Origin of the sequence: Pseudarthrobacter sp. J47 (genome assembly GCF_049810315.1) — a bacterium.
Lineage (GTDB): Bacteria > Actinomycetota > Actinomycetes > Actinomycetales > Micrococcaceae > Arthrobacter.
In genome coordinates this window covers 2,084,328-2,103,422 of record NZ_CP187358.1, presented here as the reverse complement: position 1 = coordinate 2,103,422, position 19,095 = coordinate 2,084,328, and the positions used below count along the sequence as shown (strand labels likewise).

Annotated in this window: 19 protein-coding genes and 1 pseudogene; 18 read left to right on the top strand and 2 right to left on the bottom strand. The window is 65.2% G+C overall.

Annotated elements, in window-relative coordinates; genetic code table 11:
* Positions 1-84: 84 nt before the first annotated feature.
* Positions 85-732, bottom strand: a complete 648-nt coding sequence (locus tag ACPJW8_RS09560; RefSeq protein WP_330188393.1) for an acVLRF1 family peptidyl-tRNA hydrolase — start codon at positions 730-732, stop codon at positions 85-87.
* A gap of 186 nt (positions 733-918) precedes the next feature.
* Here ACPJW8_RS09560 and ACPJW8_RS09555 point away from each other — a divergent pair, with 186 nt between their 5' ends.
* The 14 genes and pseudogenes from ACPJW8_RS09555 (at position 919) to nusB (ending at position 14,095) form a co-directional block, all read left to right on the top strand.
* On the top strand, positions 919-2,220 hold the full coding sequence (locus tag ACPJW8_RS09555) for a replication-associated recombination protein A (protein WP_425256471.1): 1,302 nt from the start codon (positions 919-921) through the stop codon (positions 2,218-2,220).
* A 191-nt stretch (positions 2,221-2,411) separates the two neighbouring features.
* The gene (rpsD, locus tag ACPJW8_RS09550) at positions 2,412-3,038 is read left to right on the top strand and encodes a 30S ribosomal protein S4 (protein ID WP_330188391.1); all 627 of its coding nucleotides are present in this window, start codon (positions 2,412-2,414) and stop codon (positions 3,036-3,038) included.
* 145 nt (positions 3,039-3,183) lie between these two features.
* A complete protein-coding gene (locus ACPJW8_RS09545; protein ID WP_330188390.1) occupies positions 3,184-3,558 on the top strand; it encodes a DUF948 domain-containing protein in 375 nt (124 codons plus the stop codon).
* A 21-nt stretch (positions 3,559-3,579) separates the two neighbouring features.
* Positions 3,580-3,810 carry a hypothetical protein gene (locus tag ACPJW8_RS09540; RefSeq protein WP_330188389.1) on the top strand — a complete coding sequence of 77 codons (231 nt, stop codon included), beginning with the start codon at positions 3,580-3,582 and terminating at the stop codon, positions 3,808-3,810.
* Between the two features lie 100 nt (positions 3,811-3,910).
* Positions 3,911-6,591, top strand: a pseudogene (gene alaS, locus ACPJW8_RS09535) (alanine--tRNA ligase).
* A gap of 16 nt (positions 6,592-6,607) precedes the next feature.
* Positions 6,608-7,162, top strand: a complete 555-nt coding sequence (gene ruvX, locus ACPJW8_RS09530; protein ID WP_330188515.1) for a Holliday junction resolvase RuvX — start codon at positions 6,608-6,610, stop codon at positions 7,160-7,162.
* Positions 7,159-8,730, top strand: a complete 1,572-nt coding sequence (mltG, locus tag ACPJW8_RS09525; protein ID WP_330188387.1) for an endolytic transglycosylase MltG — start codon at positions 7,159-7,161, stop codon at positions 8,728-8,730. The genes ruvX and mltG overlap by 4 nt, the downstream gene beginning before the upstream one ends.
* Entirely contained in the window at positions 8,727-9,587 is an 861-nt protein-coding gene (locus ACPJW8_RS09520) for a shikimate dehydrogenase (RefSeq protein ID WP_330188386.1), read from the top strand. The genes mltG and ACPJW8_RS09520 overlap by 4 nt, the downstream gene beginning before the upstream one ends.
* A gap of 26 nt (positions 9,588-9,613) precedes the next feature.
* A complete protein-coding gene (gene aroC, locus ACPJW8_RS09515; RefSeq protein WP_330188385.1) occupies positions 9,614-10,813 on the top strand; it encodes a chorismate synthase in 1,200 nt (399 codons plus the stop codon).
* Positions 10,814-10,872: 59 nt separating this feature from the next.
* The gene (locus tag ACPJW8_RS09510) at positions 10,873-11,382 is read left to right on the top strand and encodes a shikimate kinase (RefSeq protein WP_425256470.1); all 510 of its coding nucleotides are present in this window, start codon (positions 10,873-10,875) and stop codon (positions 11,380-11,382) included.
* Positions 11,379-12,470 (top strand): 3-dehydroquinate synthase, encoded by a 1,092-nt coding sequence (gene aroB, locus ACPJW8_RS09505; RefSeq protein ID WP_330188383.1) that lies wholly within the window; start codon positions 11,379-11,381, stop codon positions 12,468-12,470. Before ACPJW8_RS09510 ends, aroB begins: the two co-directional genes overlap by 4 nt.
* Positions 12,470-12,988, top strand: a complete 519-nt coding sequence (locus tag ACPJW8_RS09500) for a tetratricopeptide repeat protein (RefSeq protein ID WP_330188382.1) — start codon at positions 12,470-12,472, stop codon at positions 12,986-12,988. The genes aroB and ACPJW8_RS09500 overlap by 1 nt, the downstream gene beginning before the upstream one ends.
* Before the next feature lie 133 nt (positions 12,989-13,121).
* Positions 13,122-13,685, top strand: a complete 564-nt coding sequence (gene efp, locus ACPJW8_RS09495; RefSeq protein ID WP_056079419.1) for an elongation factor P — start codon at positions 13,122-13,124, stop codon at positions 13,683-13,685.
* Positions 13,685-14,095, top strand: a complete 411-nt coding sequence (gene nusB, locus ACPJW8_RS09490) for a transcription antitermination factor NusB (RefSeq protein ID WP_330188381.1) — start codon at positions 13,685-13,687, stop codon at positions 14,093-14,095. Before efp ends, nusB begins: the two co-directional genes overlap by 1 nt.
* A 78-nt stretch (positions 14,096-14,173) precedes the next feature.
* On the opposite strand, the gene ACPJW8_RS09485 is transcribed toward nusB, so the two are convergent.
* A complete protein-coding gene (locus tag ACPJW8_RS09485; protein WP_330188380.1) occupies positions 14,174-15,448 on the bottom strand; it encodes a PrsW family intramembrane metalloprotease in 1,275 nt (424 codons plus the stop codon).
* A gap of 133 nt (positions 15,449-15,581) precedes the next feature.
* Between ACPJW8_RS09485 and pyrR the strand changes: the two genes are divergently transcribed.
* From pyrR to ACPJW8_RS09465, 4 genes are read left to right on the top strand one after another with little or no spacing between them, the layout of a single operon-like run.
* Positions 15,582-16,166 (top strand): bifunctional pyr operon transcriptional regulator/uracil phosphoribosyltransferase PyrR, encoded by a 585-nt coding sequence (gene pyrR / locus ACPJW8_RS09480; protein ID WP_330188379.1) that lies wholly within the window; start codon positions 15,582-15,584, stop codon positions 16,164-16,166.
* On the top strand, positions 16,163-17,185 hold the full coding sequence (locus ACPJW8_RS09475; RefSeq protein ID WP_330188378.1) for an aspartate carbamoyltransferase catalytic subunit: 1,023 nt from the start codon (positions 16,163-16,165) through the stop codon (positions 17,183-17,185). Before pyrR ends, ACPJW8_RS09475 begins: the two co-directional genes overlap by 4 nt.
* Positions 17,185-18,537, top strand: a complete 1,353-nt coding sequence (locus ACPJW8_RS09470; RefSeq protein ID WP_330188377.1) for a dihydroorotase — start codon at positions 17,185-17,187, stop codon at positions 18,535-18,537. The genes ACPJW8_RS09475 and ACPJW8_RS09470 overlap by 1 nt, the downstream gene beginning before the upstream one ends.
* A complete protein-coding gene (locus ACPJW8_RS09465) occupies positions 18,537-19,058 on the top strand; it encodes a hypothetical protein (RefSeq protein WP_330188376.1) in 522 nt (173 codons plus the stop codon). The genes ACPJW8_RS09470 and ACPJW8_RS09465 overlap by 1 nt, the downstream gene beginning before the upstream one ends.
* Positions 19,059-19,095: the final 37 nt, after the last annotated feature.

The following is a 19,095-nucleotide window of genomic DNA, read 5'->3' as shown; positions in this document are numbered from 1 at the left end:
GGCTCCGTGGTCTGAGCCGAGTCTAGGAAGGAAAGGAGGCTGCCGTCGCCCAGGGGAGGCCCGCCTGTGGATAACCCGGAAAGCCTACGACGGCGGGTCGGTCACCAGGATGCGTACGGAGCAGGCATCGGTCGCGGCCTTGGCCAGGACCGTTGCCTTCGGGTCAGGCACGTCCAGGAAATCAAGCCGTGCCCGTGACGCGACGCCCTTGAGTACCGGCTGCGCCAGCACCTGGTCCACCAGGGCTTTGTCGCCCCCGGGAACCAAATATTCAACCGGGTGGGCGGCGAATATTTTTGCTGCCTGTTCCGCCGCTGATTCGGCAAGCGCTTCCGTCTGGTTGCCCCGGCGCCGGGCAAACCTGCTTTGGGATTGGCCGCCGGCCGCCGTGCGGGACTGGACGTACCTGCTGCCGGTCTTTGACGCCAGCAGCCGGCCTGCACGGCCGGCGCCGACTGCGTACCCGCCGCGCCGGACCAGGATCAGGCCAAAGCTGCGTTCCTGCGAGGCGAGCGACGCCAGCCGTTCCAGCGGATCCGCTCCGGTTCCGGGCCGTCCATCCGCAGGCCACGGCGCGCGCAGGAGCGCGGTGGCGCCGTCGGCGGCGCGCAGAAGCAGCCCGCCGTCGTCGGGAACTTCCGTCAGTGGGCCGTGGCTGGCAGCGAAGCGTTCGGTCCATCCGGCCAACCGGTGCCCCGCGACGAACGCGGTACGGCTTGCAGGCTGGTCCACCCGATGCCTCCTTTGTTGGTAGCTATGAGTAGCCTAGCTGTGTGGATGATCTCTTTACCTCGGACGCGGACAGCGACGACGCGGACAGCGCTGATCGAGCGGCTGACGGGGCGGCTGACGCAAAAAGCCGGGCGCGGCGCGGCGAGTGCTCCGGGTTCCACCCAGCGCGGACCGCTGGCCGTCCTCATGCGGCCGCGGAGCCTGGATGAAGTGGTAGGGCAACAGCACCTGCTGGGCCAGGGTTCACCGTTGCGCCAGCTGGCGGAGGGCAGCAGCGCCGGCGGGCCCGCGGGGCCCAGCTCGGTGATTCTGTGGGGTCCCCCCGGGACCGGTAAAACCACGCTGGCGCATGTTATTGCCCGTGGAAAGGGCCGGAAGTTCGTTGAACTGTCGGCCATCACTGCCGGGGTGAAGGACGTCCGCCGCGTTATGGACGAGGCCCTGACCGCCAGGGACCTGTACAAAACCACCACGGTCCTGTTCCTGGACGAAATCCACCGCTTTAACAAGGCCCAGCAGGACGGCCTGCTGCCCGGCGTCGAAAACCGCTGGGTGGTACTGGTTGCGGCCACCACTGAGAACCCTTCCTTCTCGGTGGTCTCCCCGCTGCTGTCGCGGTCGTTGCTGCTGCTGACGCTGCGGCCCCTGACGGATAATGACATCGAAGGGCTGATCCTGCGGGCAGTCGACCATGAACGCGGCTTCAACGGTTCCGTGGTCCTGGACGATGATGCCCTGGAGCACCTGGTGCGGTTGGCCGGGGGAGACGCCCGCCGTGCCCTGACTGCCTTGGAGGCTGCTGCCGGGGTGGCGTTCGGGGATCCGGCAGAGGAAAAGTCCGACGGCGGGCGGATGCGGCTGCAGTTGCGCCACACCGAGCAGGCCGTCGACGCCGCCGCCGTCCGGTATGACCGCGCGGGGGACCAGCACTACGACGTCATCAGCGCCTTCATCAAGTCCATCCGTGGCTCTGACGTTGACGCGTCCCTGCACTACCTCGCGCGGATGCTTGAGGCCGGGGAGGATGCCCGGTTCATCGCCCGCAGGCTGGTGACCTCGGCGTCCGAAGATGTAGGGATGGCTGACCCCACGGCCCTGCAAACGGCGGTAGCGGCCGCCCAGGCGGTGCAGCTGATCGGCATGCCGGAAGGCCGGATCATCCTGGCGGAGGCCGTGGTGCACCTTGCCACGGCACCCAAGTCCAACGCCGCCTACATGGGGCTGAACAAGGCGGTGGCGGACGTCCGCGCCGGGCTTGGCACAGGTATCCCCGCCCACCTGCGGGACGCGCACTACCCGGGTGCCAAGCAACTGGGCCACGGCAAGGGTTATGTTTATTCACACGACTCGCCCCATGGAGTGGCTCCGCAGCAGTACCCGCCGGATGACCTGGTGGGCAAGGACTATTACACGCCCACGTCCAACGGCGCTGAACGGGAGATCGCCCCCAGGCTGGAACGGCTCCGCAGGATCATCCGCGGCAAGTAGCCAACATGGTAGGATAGATCCTTGTCTGGCAAGGCACAGGCGCACATTTCCCCACTTCCACCGGAAGATAACTCCGGAAACAGTGGTGGACGTATGCCCAGTGCCCAGTAGCAAAAGGCAGCGGTTGGCCGATGCTCTCCCATCGTGGAGGCCAGTAACACTGACACACCGCAGATATTGGAAGGACACAAGTGGCTAACAACACTCGTGCTCGCCGTACCGCACGCCTTTCGCGCGCACTCGGCATTGCTCTGACCCCCAAGGCCGCCAAGTACATGGAGCGCCGTCCGTACGGCCCCGGTGAGCATGGCCGTGCCCGCAAGAAGCAGGATTCCGACTACGCCGTACGTCTGCGCGAAAAGCAGCGTCTGCGCGCCCAGTACGGTATCCGCGAAGCACAGATGACCCGTGCCTTCGAAGAAGCCCGCCGCACCAAGGGCCTCACCGGTGAAAACCTGATCGAACTGCTCGAGATGCGTCTTGACGCCCTCGTGCTGCGTGCAGGCTTCGCCCGCACCATCGCCCAGGCCCGCCAGCTGGTTGTCCACCGCCACATCATGGTTGACGGCGTCCGCGTGGACCGCCCGTCCTTCCGCGTCGGCGAAGGCCAGCTTGTGCACGTCCACAGCCGCAGCGAGACCATGGCCCCGCTGCAGGTTGCTGCAGCCGGTGCACACCGCGATGTCCTGCCTGCAGTTCCGGCTTACCTGGACGTCAAGCTCGAAGCCCTGCAGGCACGCCTCGTGCGCCGCCCCAAGCGCTCCGAGATTCCGGTGACCTGCGAAGAGCAGCTCGTCGTCGAATTCTACGCACGCTAAGCATTAGCAGCGTCTACAAAGAAGCCCGTGGCAAGCGCCGCGGGCTTCTTTGTATGTAAGGTACTTGGGGGACAACTTCGAAGGCGGATTAATCCGCCCGCGGGGAATGACCAGCTACACCCAGGACTCAAGGAGAAGAACGTTTATGTCTGGTGGCGATATTGCCGGCCTGATCGCGGCCGGAGTATTTGCGCTCCTGGTACTGCTGCTCGCTGTACCCATCCTGAAGCTGGGCCGGGTCCTGGATGAGGTCCGGACCTCCATCCGTTCGCTCAGCGACGGCGCCACACCGCTGATGGACGAGGTCACCGCAACGGTCACCACCACTAACCAGCAGCTGAAGAAGGTTGACGGCATCGCCGCCAACGTCTCCGACGCTTCGGCCAACCTGTCTGCGCTGTCCTCCCTGGTGGCGGCCACCGTGGGTTCGCCGCTGATCAAGGTGGCGGCGTTCAGCTACGGAGTCCGCTCCGCCCTGGGGAACCGCAAGAAACCTGCCGCCGGCCGTCGCAGCCGCTGAGACTTCCCCGGAGGATCCGCAATGAAAAGAATTATCTGGATGGGCATAGGCGTCGCCATCGGCGTCATCGCAGTCCGTAAAATTAATGAAACCCGCACCACGCTTGGTCCCGAAGGGCTCAACAGGGCAGCCGGCAGGATTGCCGATGGCCTCTTTGAATTCGCCGACGCCGTCCGTACGGGCATGAGCCAGCGCGAAGGCGAGCTCCGTTCCGCCCTTGGCGTCGATTCGCAGGATTCCGTCCGCGGCTGATCTGCCGGCAAGGGAATTCCGGAACCCGAGCAGGGTTCCTCAGTTAGAAACATGCTCGCGCGGCACCACGCGTGAACCTAGAAGGGTAAGTAATCAGCTCATGAAGTCGCAGGAGATCACCAAGCGCTGGATCGACTTTTTTGTCAGCAAGGGCCACACCGCCGTGCCTTCGGCGTCGCTGGTCTCCAGCGATCCCTCCCTGCTGTTCACCGTCGCCGGCATGGTGCCGTTCATCCCGTACCTGACTGCCCGCGAGGAAGCGCCCTACTCACGGGCCACCAGCGTCCAGAAGTGCATCCGCACCGGCGACATCGAGGAAGTCGGCAAAACTGCCCGCCACGGGACGTTCTTCCAGATGTGCGGCAACTTCTCCTTCGGAGACTACTTCAAGGAAGACGCCATCAAGTTCGCGTGGGAGCTGCTCACCACAAGCGTTGACGACGGCGGCTACGGCCTGCCGCCGGAACTCCTGTGGGTGACCGTCTACGAAGAGGATGACGAAGCCAAGGAACTCTGGCTGAAGAACACCGGAGTGCCCGCTGAGCGCGCATCCAGAAGATGGGCAAGTCGGACAACTATTGGCACACCGGCCAGCCCGGACCCGCTGGCCCCTGCTCCGAGATCTATTACGACCGCGGCCCGGCTTACGGCGTCGAGGGCGGCCCGCTCGCTGACGAGACCCGCTACATCGAGATCTGGAACCTGGTGTTCATGCAGTACCAGATCGAGAACGTCCGCTCCAAGGAAGACTTCGACGTTGTGGGTGAACTGCCCAAGCGCAACATCGACACCGGCCTGGGCATGGAACGCCTCGCCATGATCCTGCAGGGCGTGGAGAACATGTACGAGACCGACCAGGTCCGTCCCGTGATCGACAAGGCCGCAGAACTTTCCGGCAGGGAATACACCTCGGCCGAGACCCCCGAGGACCCGCACCACACGGACGACGTCCGGATGCGCGTTGTGGGCGACCACATCCGCTCGGCCCTGATGCTCATCGCTGACGGCGTTACCCCCTCCAACGAAGGCCGCGGCTACGTGCTGCGCCGGTTGATCCGCCGTGCTGTCCGCTCCATGCGGCTGCTTGGCGTGGAGGAGGCCTGCCTGCCGCACCTGCTCCCGGCCTCGCGTGACGCCATGAAGGGCGTCTACCCGGTCGTCGAAACGGACTTCGCCCGGATCAGCCGCATCGCCTACGCCGAAGAAAAGGCGTTCCTGCGCACGATTGCCTCCGGCACGGCCCGCCTCGAAGACGCCGTCAAGGAATCCAAGGCCGCCGGCCAGCCGCTCTCAGGCGCTGACGCTTTTGCCCTGCACGACACCTACGGTTTCCCGATCGACCTCACCCTCGAAATGGCAGAAGAGGCAGGCCTCAAGGTCGACGAACAGGGTTTCCGCTCCCTGATGCTCGAACAGCGCCAGCGTGCCCAGGCTGATGCCAAGGGCAAGAAGGGCGGCCACGCGGACGTCAGCGCCTTCCAGGAGCTCCTGGCCCAGGGTGAGACTGTGTTCACCGGCTACACCGAGCTCGACGGCGAATCCCGGGTACGCGGCATCGTCAGCGGTGGCCGGCCGGTCCAGCAGGCATCTACCGGGGACGAGATTGAACTTGTCCTGGCAGAGACACCCTTCTACGCCGAGGCCGGCGGCCAGGCCGCGGATACCGGCCTGATCACCGGTGACGGGTTCGTCGTCGAGGTCCTCGATGTGCAGCGCCCCGTCAAGGGCCTCAGCGTCCATAAGGCGATCGTCCGTGAAGGCGAGATCGCGTCGGACGCCATGGTCCGTGCCGCCGTGGACCGCGAACGCCGGCATGCCGCCGAGCAGGCCCACACCGGCACCCACATTGTGCACGCCGCCCTCCACCAGATCCTTGGCCCGGAGGCCACCCAGCGTGGCTCGTTCAACAAGGCCGGCTACCTGCGTTTCGACTTCGCCTGGGGCGAGGGGCTGAGCACTGCCACCCGCTCGGAGATCGAAGAGGTCTCCAACCTGGCCATTCGCAACAACTACCAGGTGGAAACCAAGGTCATGGCGCTGGCCGAAGCCAAGGCGCTCGGAGCCATGGCGCTGTTCGGCGAGAACTACGGCAGCGAAGTCCGGGTCGTGGAGATCGACGGCGCCTGGTCACGTGAGCTCTGTGGTGGTACGCACGTGGCCAACACGTCGCTGATCGGCAGCCTGTCCCTCCTGGGAGAGCAGTCCGTAGGGTCGGGAAACCGCCGCCTCGAGGCGTTCGTGGGCATGGAAGCATTCCGTCACCTCGCCGCCGAGCGCGCACTGGTCACGGAACTGACCGAAATGTTGAAGGTGCCCTCCGGACAACTGACGGACCGCATCGCTGCAACCCTGACCAAGCTCAAGAGCGTGGAAAAGGAACTGGAGCGGCTCCGGAAGGAACAGCTCGCAGGTGCAGCCGTACGGATCGCTGAGACGGCCAAGGACGCCGGCGGCGTCAAGGTGATCGCCCACGACGCCGGTCAGGTTGGGGGAGCGGACGACCTCCGCGGCCTGGCCCTGGACCTGCGCAACAGGCTCGGCTCCGAAGCCGCTGCCGTTGCGGTGGCCGGTGTGAGCAACGACCGCCCGGTGATCCTGGTGGCCACCAACGAGGCAGCCCGTGCCGAAGGGGTCAAGGCCGGAGCGCTGGTCCGCCTCGCAGCAGGGATCCTCGGGGGAGGCGGCGGAGGCAAGGACGACGTCGCCCAGGGTGGTGGCACCGACGCTTCCAAGGTTGGCGAGGCCCTCACCGCCGTCGTCAATTCCATCAGCGGACGCTGACGGAGGCTTGGAAACGTTGTCCGTTCCGGCTGCACCCCATCAGGCTGGCTTTCCACAGGGAGTCAAGCTTGGTGTTGACGTCGGCACGGTCAGGGTGGGAGTGGCCATCTGCGACAGGGACTCGATCCTGGCCACGCCGCTGAAGACGCTGCAACGGAACGCCAAAAAGAACATCGATGTCCGGATCCTCGCCGGCCTGGCTGAAGAGCACGGCGCGGTCCAGATCATCGTTGGACTGCCGCGCACCATGAAGGGTGAGGAACACGCTTCTGCCCGCATGGCCGGCGATTACGCGGAGCTGCTGGTCCGTGAACTGCAGTCCCGCGGCCTGGACATTCCCGTCCACCTCGTGGACGAACGGCTCAGCAGCGTCACAGCCCACCGCAAGCTGCACGAGGCCGGCATGAACAGCAAGGACCACCGCCAGGTGGTGGACCAGATGGCCGCTGCGGGAATCCTCCAGCACGCCATCGATATCCAGAAAGCCCGCGGAGCCGACGTCGGGGATCGCGTCCGCGTGTCCGACGCGCCCGTGGCGGGCCCGACTTCAGGAACGGGAGGGCAAGAATGAGCCCCGAAAATATGGATGACGGCGCCGCTAAGCTGACGCGCAAGGAGATCCGCGCCAGGGAACGTGCACGCCTGGAAGCAGAGTTGGCGGCCGAAGAGGAAGCGCAGGCACAGGCCGAAGCCGCGCAGGCCGCGGAGGCCGCCGCTGCTGCGGCAGCCGTCGCGCACCCACCGCTCCCGGCTGCACCGCCGGCTTCTGCTGTGCCTGAACCTGCCCACACCGGGTACACGCACGAGGCCGGCCACGAAGAGGCCGCCTACCAGGACCACGTCCAGTATGTGGACCAGGGACACGCCCTGCCCGAGGACGCGCACTATGCGCCCTCCCACTACGACCCCGCCCATTACGAGCCCGTACATCCAGACGGCGTACATCCTGACGGTTTGCACCCTGACGGGGTACACGCCGGCGAAGTGCACCACGACGCGATCTACCACGACGGCACCCACCATGAGGATGCGCACCATGCTGAGCCGGCCTTCCTTGGCGCAGCGGCAGTGGCAGCCCCGTCACGGAAGGTGAGGCGCCGCCGTCGCGTGCTGGCCCTCTTCCTGAGCCTTGCGGTATTCGTGACAGCGATCGTCGTCGGCGTCCAGTTCCTTCGGCCGCTGCTGGGTATGGACAAGATTTCCGACTACCCCGGCCCAGGCACAGGTGAAGTGCAAGTGGCAGTGGATCCTGGAGAAGGCACGCGTTCCCTGGCCTCGAAGCTGGAAAACGCCGGGGTTATTGCCGACGCCGGCACCTTTGAGGGGGCCTTTGCCGCTTCAGGGAAGACACTGAGCCCCGGCGAGTACTCCTTCCGCGAAGAGATGAGCAACGCCGGAGCCATCGAGGTGCTTTCCGGTGAAGCCGGCGCCAAAGTGGTGTACTTCGCCCTGAATGCAGGCCTGCGGATCAACGAATCACTGACGCAGATCGCAGACGGCGCAGGCGTCAACTTCTCCGATCTTGAGACCTTAAGCAACAGCCCCGCACAGTTTGGCCTGCCCGCTTCCGCGAAGAACCTCGAAGGCTTCCTGGCGCCGGGGGAGTACCGGTTCGAAATCGGCACCCCGGCCAAAGAAATCCTCCAGGAGCTGGTGGACGTCACAGTCAATGAACTGGTTGCGCAGGGGATCACCGATCCCGCCAAGCAGTATGAAGCCGTTATTGTGGCCAGCATCGTGCAGGCTGAAGGCGGGCTGGCCGACTACGGCAACGTTGCCGGCGCAATTTACAACAGGCTGAAGCCCAACGATGAGACCAACGGTTATCTTCAGGTGGACTCCGCTGTGACCTATGGGCTGGGCACCAAGAGCTTCAACTTCACGGAGGAACAGCGGGCAGACAAGTCCAACCCCTACAACACCTACGCCAACCCGGGCCTGCCGCCAGGCCCCATCGGCTCGCCCGGCAAGACGGCCATTGACGCAGCGGCCAAGCCGGCCAGCAACGACTACCTGTACTGGGTAACCATCAACCTCGATTCCAAGGAGACGAAGTTCTCCAGCACACTGGCGGAGCACAACCGCTACGTGGACGAGTACAACGCCTGGTGCCAAGCCAACCCGGGTCGTTGCACGTGAGTCGGCTCGCGGCTGTACTGGGGCATCCGGTGAGCCACTCCAAGTCCCCGGCGATGCACCGGGCGGCGTATGCGCTGCTCGGCGAGGACATCGACTATTCGGCGATCGACGTCACTGAAGCCGGCTTGCCCGCACTAATGCAGCAGGTGGCTGCTGAGCCGGCGTGGTGCGGCTTGTCCGTCACCATGCCGCTGAAGACAGCCGTCATTGCCGAAGTCCACGAAGTCCGTGGTGTGGCCGACGTCCTGGGCGTTGTCAACACAGTGGCGTTCGAAGGCACCGGCAGTAATGCGCGCAGGATTGCCTACAATACTGACGTCGAGGGCATCGTCAGCGCCGTGCGGTACGCCGGAGTAGGAGAACCGGGGCAGGCTGTGGTCATCGGCGGTGGTGCAACGTCAGCAGCTGCAGTAGCGGCCCTCAGTGCATTGGGTGCCCGCGCCGTCCAGGTCTTTGTCCGTGACACCGGCAGGGCAACCGACGCACGGGCTGCCGCCGGGGCGCTGGGCATTTCCCTGGACGTACGCCCGCTGTCCGGTGCTGCCCAGGCCGTGGCTGGGGCCGACGTCGTCATTTCCACCCTTCCGCCCCGCGCGGCGGACGGCCTGGCCGGCGAACTGGAACAGCTGCAACCGGCCACCCCCGGCGTATTGCTGGACGTGGCCTACGACCCCTGGCCCAGCAGGATCGCCGGTGCCTGGAGCGCCGGCGGCGGAACAGTGGTCCCGGGGCTGGAAATGTTGCTGTACCAGGCTGTCGAACAGGTACGCCTCTTCACGGGAAGAGGCGAGGACGTTAATGCAGCCGTCATAGATGTGATGTGTGACGCAGTCGGCCTACCCCGACGGGCGTACTGACCGCCATACATGGCAGGATGGAAATTATGTTGCGTTGGTTGACTGCCGGTGAATCCCATGGTCCGGCTTTGATGGGAATTATCGAGGGCGTCCCCGCAGGCGTGGAGCTGTCGAGCCAGCAGATCGCGGATTCCCTGGCCCGCCGCAGGCTTGGTTACGGCCGCGGCGCCCGGATGAAGTTTGAACAGGATGCCGTGTCCATCCTCGGTGGCGTGCGCCATGGAATAACCCAGGGCGGTCCGGTAGCCATTCAAGTGGGTAACACGGAATGGCCCAAGTGGGAGCAGATTATGTCTGCCGACGCCGTGGACCCCGCCTTGCTGGCTGAGCAGGCGCGTAACGCCCCGCTCACCCGGCCCCGTCCCGGCCACGCCGACTTCACCGGCATGCAAAAGTACGGGTTCGACGAAGCGCGTCCGGTCCTGGAACGCGCCAGCGCGCGTGAGACCGCCACCCGCGTGGCACTTGGCACCGTGGCCGCCCAGTTCCTCAAGCAGCTTGGCATTGAACTGGTCAGCCACACAGTCTCGATCGCCAGCGTCTCCGTCCCCGAGGGCCGGCCCCTGCCGCTGCCGGGCAACGTCCTGGCCCTGGACGCCGATCCCTTGCGCTGCTTCGACCGCGAAACCTCCGACGCCATGGTGGCCGAAGTGGACGCCGCGCATAAAGAAGGCGAAACCCTGGGCGGTATCGTCGAGGTCCTGGCCTACGGACTCCCGCCGGGGCTCGGAAGCTACGTCCACTGGGACCGCCGCCTCGACTCGAGGCTGGCCGCCGCGCTGATGGGCATCCAGGCCATCAAGGGCGTGGAAGTGGGTGACGGATTCCTCACGGCAGCCCGCCGTGGTTCAGCCGCGCACGACGAAATCGTCAAGGATGAAGACGGCAGGATCGTCCGCACCAGCAACCGTGCCGGTGGCATCGAAGGCGGCATGAGCATCGGGGACGTCCTGCGCGTCCGGGCTGCCATGAAGCCGATCGCCACGGTTCCGCGCGCCCTCAAGACCATCGACGTCAGCACCGGCGAACCTGCCAAGGCCCACCACCAGCGTTCGGACGTCTGTGCCGTCCCCGCTGCCGGCGTGGTTGCCGAGGCCATGGTTGCCCTGGTGCTCGCCGATGCCGTGACCGAAAAATTCGGCGGCGACTCCGTTGCCGAGACCGCGCGCAACATCAAGGGGTACCTCGAAAACATCCCCGCCGCGCTGGACTCGATCGGGCTGTAGTGTCCGTCAGCAATAATCCGGGCGCCACCGGCGTGCAGCCTGTTGTGCTGATCGGCCCCATGGCGGTTGGCAAAAGCGCCATCGGCTACCAGCTGGCGCAACGGCTGGGCCGTGAATTCGTTGACACGGACCTCGTCGTGGTGGCAGCCCACGGCAGCATTCCCGGCATTTTTGCCTCACGGGGTGAGCGCGGGTTCCGCGAAATCGAAGCCAAGGCAGTAGCTGCGGCCATCGAAGAAGGCCAGGGGACCGGACGTATCATCTCCCTGGGCGGCGGTGCCGTCCTGGACTCCGGCACCCAGCAGCTGCTGGAGCAATGCACGGTGGTCTACCTCGAATGCGACGTTGACACAGTGGCGGCACGCATTACCAGGAACTCGGGACGGCCACTGCTTGCCGGGGACGCCGTGGAGAGCTGGAAAGCGCTGTTCGCCTCCCGCAAGCCAGTGTATGAGCGTTTGGCGGACGTTGTTATTGACGTCCGGCACGGCTCGGTGGCGGAACTGGCAGGCCGCCTCGAAGAAGCGCTGCGAACCCATGCAGCGGCCCAACAGGAAGTGGAACAGTGAGCAACCAATCGACCACCATCAAGGTCACCGGCGAAGGCTCAGGCCAGAACTACGACGTCGTCATCGGCAACGGACTGCTGGGCAACCTTGCCGGCGTGCTGGGGGAGCGCGTCAGGCGGGTCCTGGTCATCCACCCCAGGGCCCTGCGGCTGACCGGTGATGCCGTGCGGGCATCCCTGGAAGCGGACGGCTTCACGGCGCTGACGGCCGAAATCCCCGATGCCGAAGAAGGCAAGCACATCCAGGTAGCCGCGTTCTGCTGGCAGGTCCTGGGCCAGAACGACTTCACCCGTTCTGACGCCATTGTTTCCGTGGGCGGCGGGGCAGTGACGGACCTTGCCGGCTTCGTAGCAGCCACGTGGCTCCGCGGCGTCAAGGTGGTCCATATGCCCACCAGCCTGCTGGGCATGGTTGATGCGTCAGTTGGTGGAAAAACCGGCATCAACACGGCAGAAGGCAAGAACCTGGTGGGCTCCTTCCACCCGCCGGCCGCCGTCCTTGTGGACCTCGATTCCCTTGCAACCCTGCCAAAAAATGAACTGATTTCCGGCATGGCGGAAGTGGTTAAGTGCGGATTCATCGCAGACCCGGCCATCCTGGACCTGGTGGAGAAAGACCCCGAGGCCGTCACCGATCCGCAGTCACCGGTGCTCCGGGAACTCATTGAACGCGCCATCAGCGTCAAGGCCGACGTGGTCTCACAGGACCTCAAGGAATCCGGACTGCGCGAGATCCTCAACTACGGACACACCCTGGGCCACGCGATCGAACTCGTGGAACGCTACTCCTGGCGGCACGGTGCTGCCGTCTCCGTGGGCATGATGTTCGCGGCGGAACTCGCCCGCAGTGTTGGCCGCCTCAGCGACGCCGACGCCGACCGCCACCGCAGCATCCTGGAATCACTTGGCCTTCCTGTCACCTACCGCAAGGACCGCTGGCAGGGCCTCCTGGACGGAATGCGCCGGGACAAGAAGTCCCGTGGCGACCTCCTCCGCTTTGTGGTGCTGGACGGCATCGCACGCCCGGGCATCCTTGACGTTCCGGACACCTCACTCCTGTTTGCCGCATACCAGGAGATCGCGTCCTGATGTGGGACAGCGCATCCGCCACCATCGAATGGCCGGACGCCGGATTCCCCGGAGTCCGGATCAATCCGCTGACGCTGGTGCCGGAAATCACCAATGACGACGACTGCCAGGCAGCGCTGGCTGCCAGCACCGATCCCGCAGACCGGATCTTCGTGCTGCTGGTCCAGGGGGACACCGCTGATGCGGCCGAACTCCTGGCCGAAGCGCGTTACAAGGACCCCGAATCGCTGCGCCTGCGGGTTTTCGAAGCCGAAGTCCTGCGGGTTACGCACCGCTACGATCCGGCCATCCTGCTTTACCGCCAGCTGCTCGCGGAAGTTGCCGGCACCCCACAGGAACCACTGATCCTCCAGCACCTCGGCGCCACCCAGTACGCCTCCGGACGGGTTTCTGCCGCCGTCGAAGCGTTCACCAGGGCCCTTGACCTGCAGGTTGCAGGGGCCGCAGAGGCGACCCTGATCTACGCCTCAACAGTTGCCCTCCAACGTGCCCGCGACGTGCTGGAACTCGCGTCCTGACGGAGCCTTCCAAATTACCGGTAGAATGGTTCTTGGATTTTTGACAAAAACAGACTGGCGGGCCTTTTGGCATGCCTGCCTGGCATAAGCAGCTGGCAGCACTGACCAGTCACAGAGAAACCAGAGGGAACCAGTGGCAACCACAAACGACATCAAGAACGGAACGGTCCTTAAGCTTGAGGGCCAGCTGTGGAACATCATCGAGTTCCAGCACGTCAAGCCGGGCAAGGGCGGCGCGTTCGTCCGTACCAAGATGCGCAACGTGATGTCCGGCAAGGTAGTGGACAAGACGTTCAACGCCGGACTAAAGATCGAGACCGCCACCGTGGACCGCCGCGATTACCAGTACCTGTACCAGGACGGCGCCGACTTCGTGTTCATGGACACCTCGGACTACGACCAGATCACCGTTTCCGGTGCCACTGTTGGCGACGCCACCAACTTCATGCTTGAGAACCAGATGGTCAACATCGCCATCCACGAAGGCAACCCGCTCTACATCGAACTCCCCCCGAGCGTTGTCCTCGAAATCACCTACACGGAGCCGGGCCTGCAGGGCGACCGCTCCTCGGCCGGCACCAAGCCCGCCACCCTGGAGACCGGCTACGAAATCCAGGTTCCGTTGTTCGTTGAGAACAACACCAAGGTCAAGGTGGACACCCGTGACGGCAGCTACCTCGGCCGGGTCAGCGAGTAGTGAGCGCACGCGGTAAAGCCCGTAACAGGGCCCTGGACGTACTTTTCGAAGCGGAGCAGCGCTCCCTTTCGGCCTTTGACGTGCTCCGTGCGCGCCGGGAAAGGACGGACCAGGTCATCAACCCCTACACAGTGGACATCATTGAAGGCGTCGTCTCGCAGCAGACCGCCATCGATGAGTTCCTGGAGACCTATTCACAGGGCTGGTCGCTGGAACGCATGCCGTCGGTAGACCGCATCATCCTCCGAATCGGCACCTGGGAACTGCTCTACAACGAGGACGTCCCGGATGGCGTAGCCGTCAGCGAGGCCGTGGCCCTGGCCAAGACCCTCTCAACGGATGAGTCGCCGTCGTTCATCAACGGCCTCCTCGGCCGCCTGCAGCAGTTGAAGCCCTCACTGCTGGCCTGAGGCAAAGGCTCCAAACTGGCTCGCAGGTAACGTCGTCATTTCGCGTTTTGACGACGTTACCTGCGAGCCAGTTGGCGTTTAACGGCCGGCCGTCGCCCTTAGCGCCAGGATTTCCTGCAGGGCGTGCTGTTCATCAACCTGGTGGCCCGGGACATCGCGGCCGGCCAGGATCCGTTGCCGTGCGAAAGCCAGCTGCGTGGCGGCGCGGATGAACGCCTTCATGTGCGGGCGGCGGTTGGATTGCGCAGCCCAGGCCAGCGCAGCGCGCCTGCCCGCCCCGGTGGCCAGCATGTCCACTTCCGCGGGCGTGAACCATCCCGCGGCCGCGTACTCCCGCAGCCGCTGCCGGGTCAGGCGGTTCTCGGCCAGGCGGACCAGTACGACGACGACTGCCACCAGCACGAACATCGGAACCTGGAACATGAGGTACTGCAGCAGGAAGTCCTGGCCCATGCTGTTCCAGCGGTTGTGCAGGAACATGGCAGGCAGCAGGCCCACGAAGAACGCGGCCACCGAAAGGCCGTTGTGCCACTTGCGGGCGGCGAAGCCCATGATCAGGCCGGTGGTTGCCGTAAATACGGCGTGCGCGAACGGCGACATGATGCCGCGGAGGAAGAACACCGACGCCAGGTCCGTTGCGGGGCTGCTTGAATCTGCGACGGCGCGGCCGAAGTAGAGAATGTTCTCCGTGAAGGCGAAGCCGCCGGCGATCGTGAAAGCAAACACCACGCCGTCTACCGGGCCGTCAAAGTGCTTCCTGGCCAGCAGGAGGAGCATCAACAGCCCCAGCGACTTCGCGAACTCCTCGACGATTGGCGCCTGCACGGTGGCCATAAACGTGAAGTATTCGGCGTCGGAGGAGAATTCCCTGGATGCGGCGAACAGCGGCTGGATCAGGAGCGTGACGGCGATCGAAACAGCAGCTCCCCACGTGAAGGCAAACACCAGGAGCCTTTTGGGTTCGGGCTCCCAGCGGTCAATCAGGAACACCGTGAGAAGCACCACAGCCAGCGGCACCAGCGAAGCAAGGAAACCAATAAGGAACCCGGCGGCTCCGGTGCTGGCCAGCAGGAACGGAACCACCAGGAACAGGCTGAGGAACGCCAGCGCGGCACCACCCAGGACCAGCACCATTACGCCGGCACTTCGCCTGCCGCGTGACGCCACAGCGGGCGGAATCATGGGCTGCACGGCGCCAGAGGGGCCACTGGGAGCGGGCCGGTAGTCACCCGGATCGACGTGCCCCAGCCAGGTCGGATTCGTCTGCCCGCCACCCGGGTAGCCAGCGCCACCCTGCCGGTGGGCTCCGCCGGAGGACCCGTCCGGGAACGGCCGCTGCTGATAGTTCGACATGCCGAAAGGCTATGGGGCCATGCGCCGGCAACCAAGAAACCGCGCGGCCGAAGTGGAGTCGTGTGGTAATTTGAAGTGTCAAATATTCCTTTTTTAATTCCGTCCTGTGAGGCGGGGAAAGGGGAGACGAGCGTTGACTTCTGTCACCAATGTGCCGGTGCCGGCCAGGGTTGTACTCAACCAGGCGGACATTGACCGTGCACTGACTCGTATCGCCCACGAGATCCTCGAGGCAAACAAGGGTTCCCAGGATCTGGTGCTGCTGGGCATTCCCCGCCGCGGTTACCCGCTGGCAGTCCGGCTCGCCGGAAAAATCGCCGAAGCCGATTCCACAGTCGATGCCGCCGCAATAGTCGGCCAGCTCGACGTCACCATGTTCCGGGACGATCTGTCCCACCAGCCCACCAGGCCTCCGTACCCCACCCAGCTTCCGGCGTCGGGCATCGACAACAAAGTGGTGGTGCTGATCGATGATGTCCTGTACTCCGGCCGCACCATCCGTGCCGCCCTTGACGCGCTGGTGGACCTTGGCCGTCCGCGCATTGTCCGGCTGGCGGTCCTGATCGACAGGGGCCACCGGGAGTTGCCCATCCGCGCTGACCACGTGGGCAAGAACCTGCCCACGGCATCATCCGAAAAGGTCCGCGTCCGGCTGGCCGAAACCGACTCCGTGGACGGCGAATCCGTCAACGAAGTGGTTATCGAGGCAGGCGCGTGAAACACCTGCTCTCCACCCAGGACCTCAGTTTTGAAAACGCCGTCCGCATCCTCGACACCGCAGAGGAAATGGCGGCAGTGGGCGAACGTGAGGTCAAGAAACTTCCCGCGCTCCGCGGCCGCACCGTGGTGAACCTCTTCTTCGAGGACTCCACCCGGACCCGGATCTCCTTCGAGGCCGCAGCCAAGCGGCTCTCCGCGGACGTCATCAACTTCGCCGCCAAGGGATCCTCCGTCTCCAAGGGCGAATCCCTGAAGGACACCGCACAGACGCTCTCAGCCATGGGCGCGGACGCAGTCGTCATCCGGCACTGGGCCTCCGGCGCACCGCACCGGCTTGCCGCCACGGACTGGATCGACGCCGCCGTCATCAACGCCGGCGACGGAACCCACGAACACCCCACCCAGGCACTCCTGGACGCTTTCACCATGCGCCGGCACTGGGCAAAGCTCAGCGGTGCCGCGTCGATCGGAGCAGACCTCTCCGGCATGCGCGTCGCCATCGCCGGCGACGTCCTGCACTCCAGGGTGGCACGGTCGAACGTGTGGCTCCTGCGAACGCTCGGTGCAGACGTAACACTGGTGGCTCCGCCCACCCTGCTGCCCATCGGCGTCGAATCCTGGCCCTGCAAGGTCAGCTACAACCTGGACGAAGTCATCGAAGGCGGAGTGGACTCCGTGATGATGCTCCGGGTCCAGGGCGAGCGGATGAACGCCTCGTTCTTCCCCAGTACCCGCGAATACTCGCGGCGGTGGGGATTTGACGACAACCGCCTCCGGTCGCTGGACACCCTGGGCCTGAAGGACACCATCATCATGCACCCGGGCCCCATGAACCGGGGCCTCGAAATTTCGTCGGCGGCAGCGGACTCACCGCGGTCAACCGTCCTGGCACAGGTACGAAACGGCGTGTCCGTTCGGATGGCCGCACTGTACCTGCTGATGTCCGGAGACACCCGGGAGCCCGCCCTCGCGGCCGCCTCCGGCACCGCCGCCCATTCCATGAAGGAGAGCAAGTAATGGCTGAGAACAACGGGGTCTACCTGATCCGCGGCGCTGCGATCCTGGGTGGCGCTGCTGAGGACCTGCTGATCCGCGACGGCGTGATCGCCGCCCGCGGCGCCGATGCCTCTGCCGCGGAGGATGCAGCAGACGCCACGGTCATCGACGCCGCGGGCCTTGTGGCACTGCCTGGCATGGTGGACATCCACACCCACCTGCGCGAACCCGGCCGGGAAGATGCCGAGACAGTCGAAACCGGCACCCGGGCCGCTGCCCTGGGAGGCTACACAGCCGTCCACGCCATGGCGAACAGCAACCCCGTGGCGGATACCGCCGGTGTTGTTGAACAGGTGCACAGCCTGGGCCGGGCATCAGGCTGGGTGGACGTCCGCCCGGTGGGTGCCGTCACTGTAGGCCTGGCAGGGGAGCAGCTTGCCGAACTCGGCGCCATGGCCGACTCCCGTGCACAGGTGAGAGTCTTTTCCGATGACGGAATCTGCGTCCACGATCCTGTCCTGATGCGCCGCGCCCTTGAGTACGTCAAGGCCTTCGACGGCGTGGTGGCCCAGCATGCGCAGGAACCGCGCCTCACCGCCGGTGCCCAGATGAACGAAGGCACGGTTTCCTCAGTGCTCGGCCTCGCCGGCTGGCCTGCGGTTGCGGAGGAAAGCATCATCGCCCGGGACGTCCTGCTGGCCCAGCATGTGGGTTCCCGGCTCCACGTCTGCCACGTCTCCACCGCGGGCTCCGTGGAAATCATCCGGTGGGCCAAGGGCCGGGGCATCAACGTCACTGCTGAGGTAACCCCGCACCACCTGCTCCTCACCGACGAACTGGTCCGCAGCTACGATCCCGTCTACAAGGTGAACCCGCCGCTGCGTACTGATGCCGATGTCCAGGCCCTGCGCGAAGCACTCGCTGACGGCACCATCGACGTCATCGGCACCGACCACGCACCGCACCCCAGCGAGCACAAGGAATGCGAGTGGGCCCAGGCGGCCATGGGCATGACAGGCCTGGAAACGGCGCTCTCCGTGGTGCAGCAGACCATGATCGATACCGGCCTGATGGACTGGGCGGCTTTCGCCAGGGTCACTTCCACCACGCCCGCGGTTATCGGCCGCGTCGCTGACCAGGGCCGCCCGCTGGAGGCCGGAGAACCCGCCAACATCATCCTGGTTGATCCGGCCGCGCGCTGGCAGGTTGAGCCTTCTAAGATGGCAACCATGGGCCGCAACTCTCCGTTCAAGGGCATGGAACTGCCCGGCAAGGTCATGGCCACCTTCTTCAAGGGCCACCCCACGGTCCTGGACGGCGGCCTGAACACCCCGTACCGGCACCCGGCAGCGGCGCCAACGGGTGCGCCCTGATGGACACCAGGCTCCTCTCCCTCCTCATCACCCTCGCGTTGATCGTCGTCGCCTTCGCCCTGATCGGCATGGGCTGGCGGAACAGGCTCAGGCGGCAGGCCGACGTCGGACTCCTGCCTGAACTCCCGTCCGCACCTGGTGCGCCGGTGGTGGCAGCCGAGGGCCAGTATGTCTCCACCACCACCTCCGGTGACTGGCTGGACAGGATCGCAGCGCATGGGCTGGGCATCCGGACCAACGCCGAACTCGCCGTGTACCCCCACGGCGTGGTTTTCGACCGTTCCGGTGCGTCCCCGTTATACATTCCGGCCGGCAGCCTGACCGGCGTGCGCCAGGACAGCGGCATGGCAGGGAAGTTCGTGGAAAAGGACGGGCTCCTGATCCTCAGCTGGCAACATGGCGACCGTGGCCTGGACACCGGATTCCGCACACGCCGGGCGGCGGACAAGGAAATCCTCTTCGATGCCCTCCAGGAATTGATCTCTTCGGCCCCATCGGCGGGTGCCAATCATGGAAAGTAATACAGTGACGGAACCCCGCACAGCAACAGACCCAGCA

Excerpts from the sequence above, each read along its gene's own strand:
- ACPJW8_RS09555 (WP_425256471.1), top strand. The coding sequence starts at position 919 with ATGCGGCCGCGGAGCCTGGATGAAGTGGTAGGGCAACAGCACCTGCTG.
- ACPJW8_RS09545 (WP_330188390.1), top strand. The coding sequence starts at position 3,184 with ATGTCTGGTGGCGATATTGCCGGCCTGATCGCGGCCGGAGTATTTGCG.
- ACPJW8_RS09540 (WP_330188389.1), top strand. The coding sequence starts at position 3,580 with ATGAAAAGAATTATCTGGATGGGCATAGGCGTCGCCATCGGCGTCATC.
- mltG (WP_330188387.1), top strand. The coding sequence starts at position 7,159 with ATGAGCCCCGAAAATATGGATGACGGCGCCGCTAAGCTGACGCGCAAG.
- aroC (WP_330188385.1), top strand. The coding sequence starts at position 9,614 with ATGTTGCGTTGGTTGACTGCCGGTGAATCCCATGGTCCGGCTTTGATG.
- ACPJW8_RS09510 (WP_425256470.1), top strand. The coding sequence starts at position 10,873 with ATGGCGGTTGGCAAAAGCGCCATCGGCTACCAGCTGGCGCAACGGCTG.
- ACPJW8_RS09500 (WP_330188382.1), top strand. The coding sequence starts at position 12,470 with ATGTGGGACAGCGCATCCGCCACCATCGAATGGCCGGACGCCGGATTC.
- ACPJW8_RS09485 (WP_330188380.1), bottom strand. The coding sequence starts at position 15,448 with ATGTCGAACTATCAGCAGCGGCCGTTCCCGGACGGGTCCTCCGGCGGA.
- ACPJW8_RS09470 (WP_330188377.1), top strand. The coding sequence starts at position 17,185 with ATGGCTGAGAACAACGGGGTCTACCTGATCCGCGGCGCTGCGATCCTG.
- ACPJW8_RS09465 (WP_330188376.1), top strand. The coding sequence starts at position 18,537 with ATGGACACCAGGCTCCTCTCCCTCCTCATCACCCTCGCGTTGATCGTC.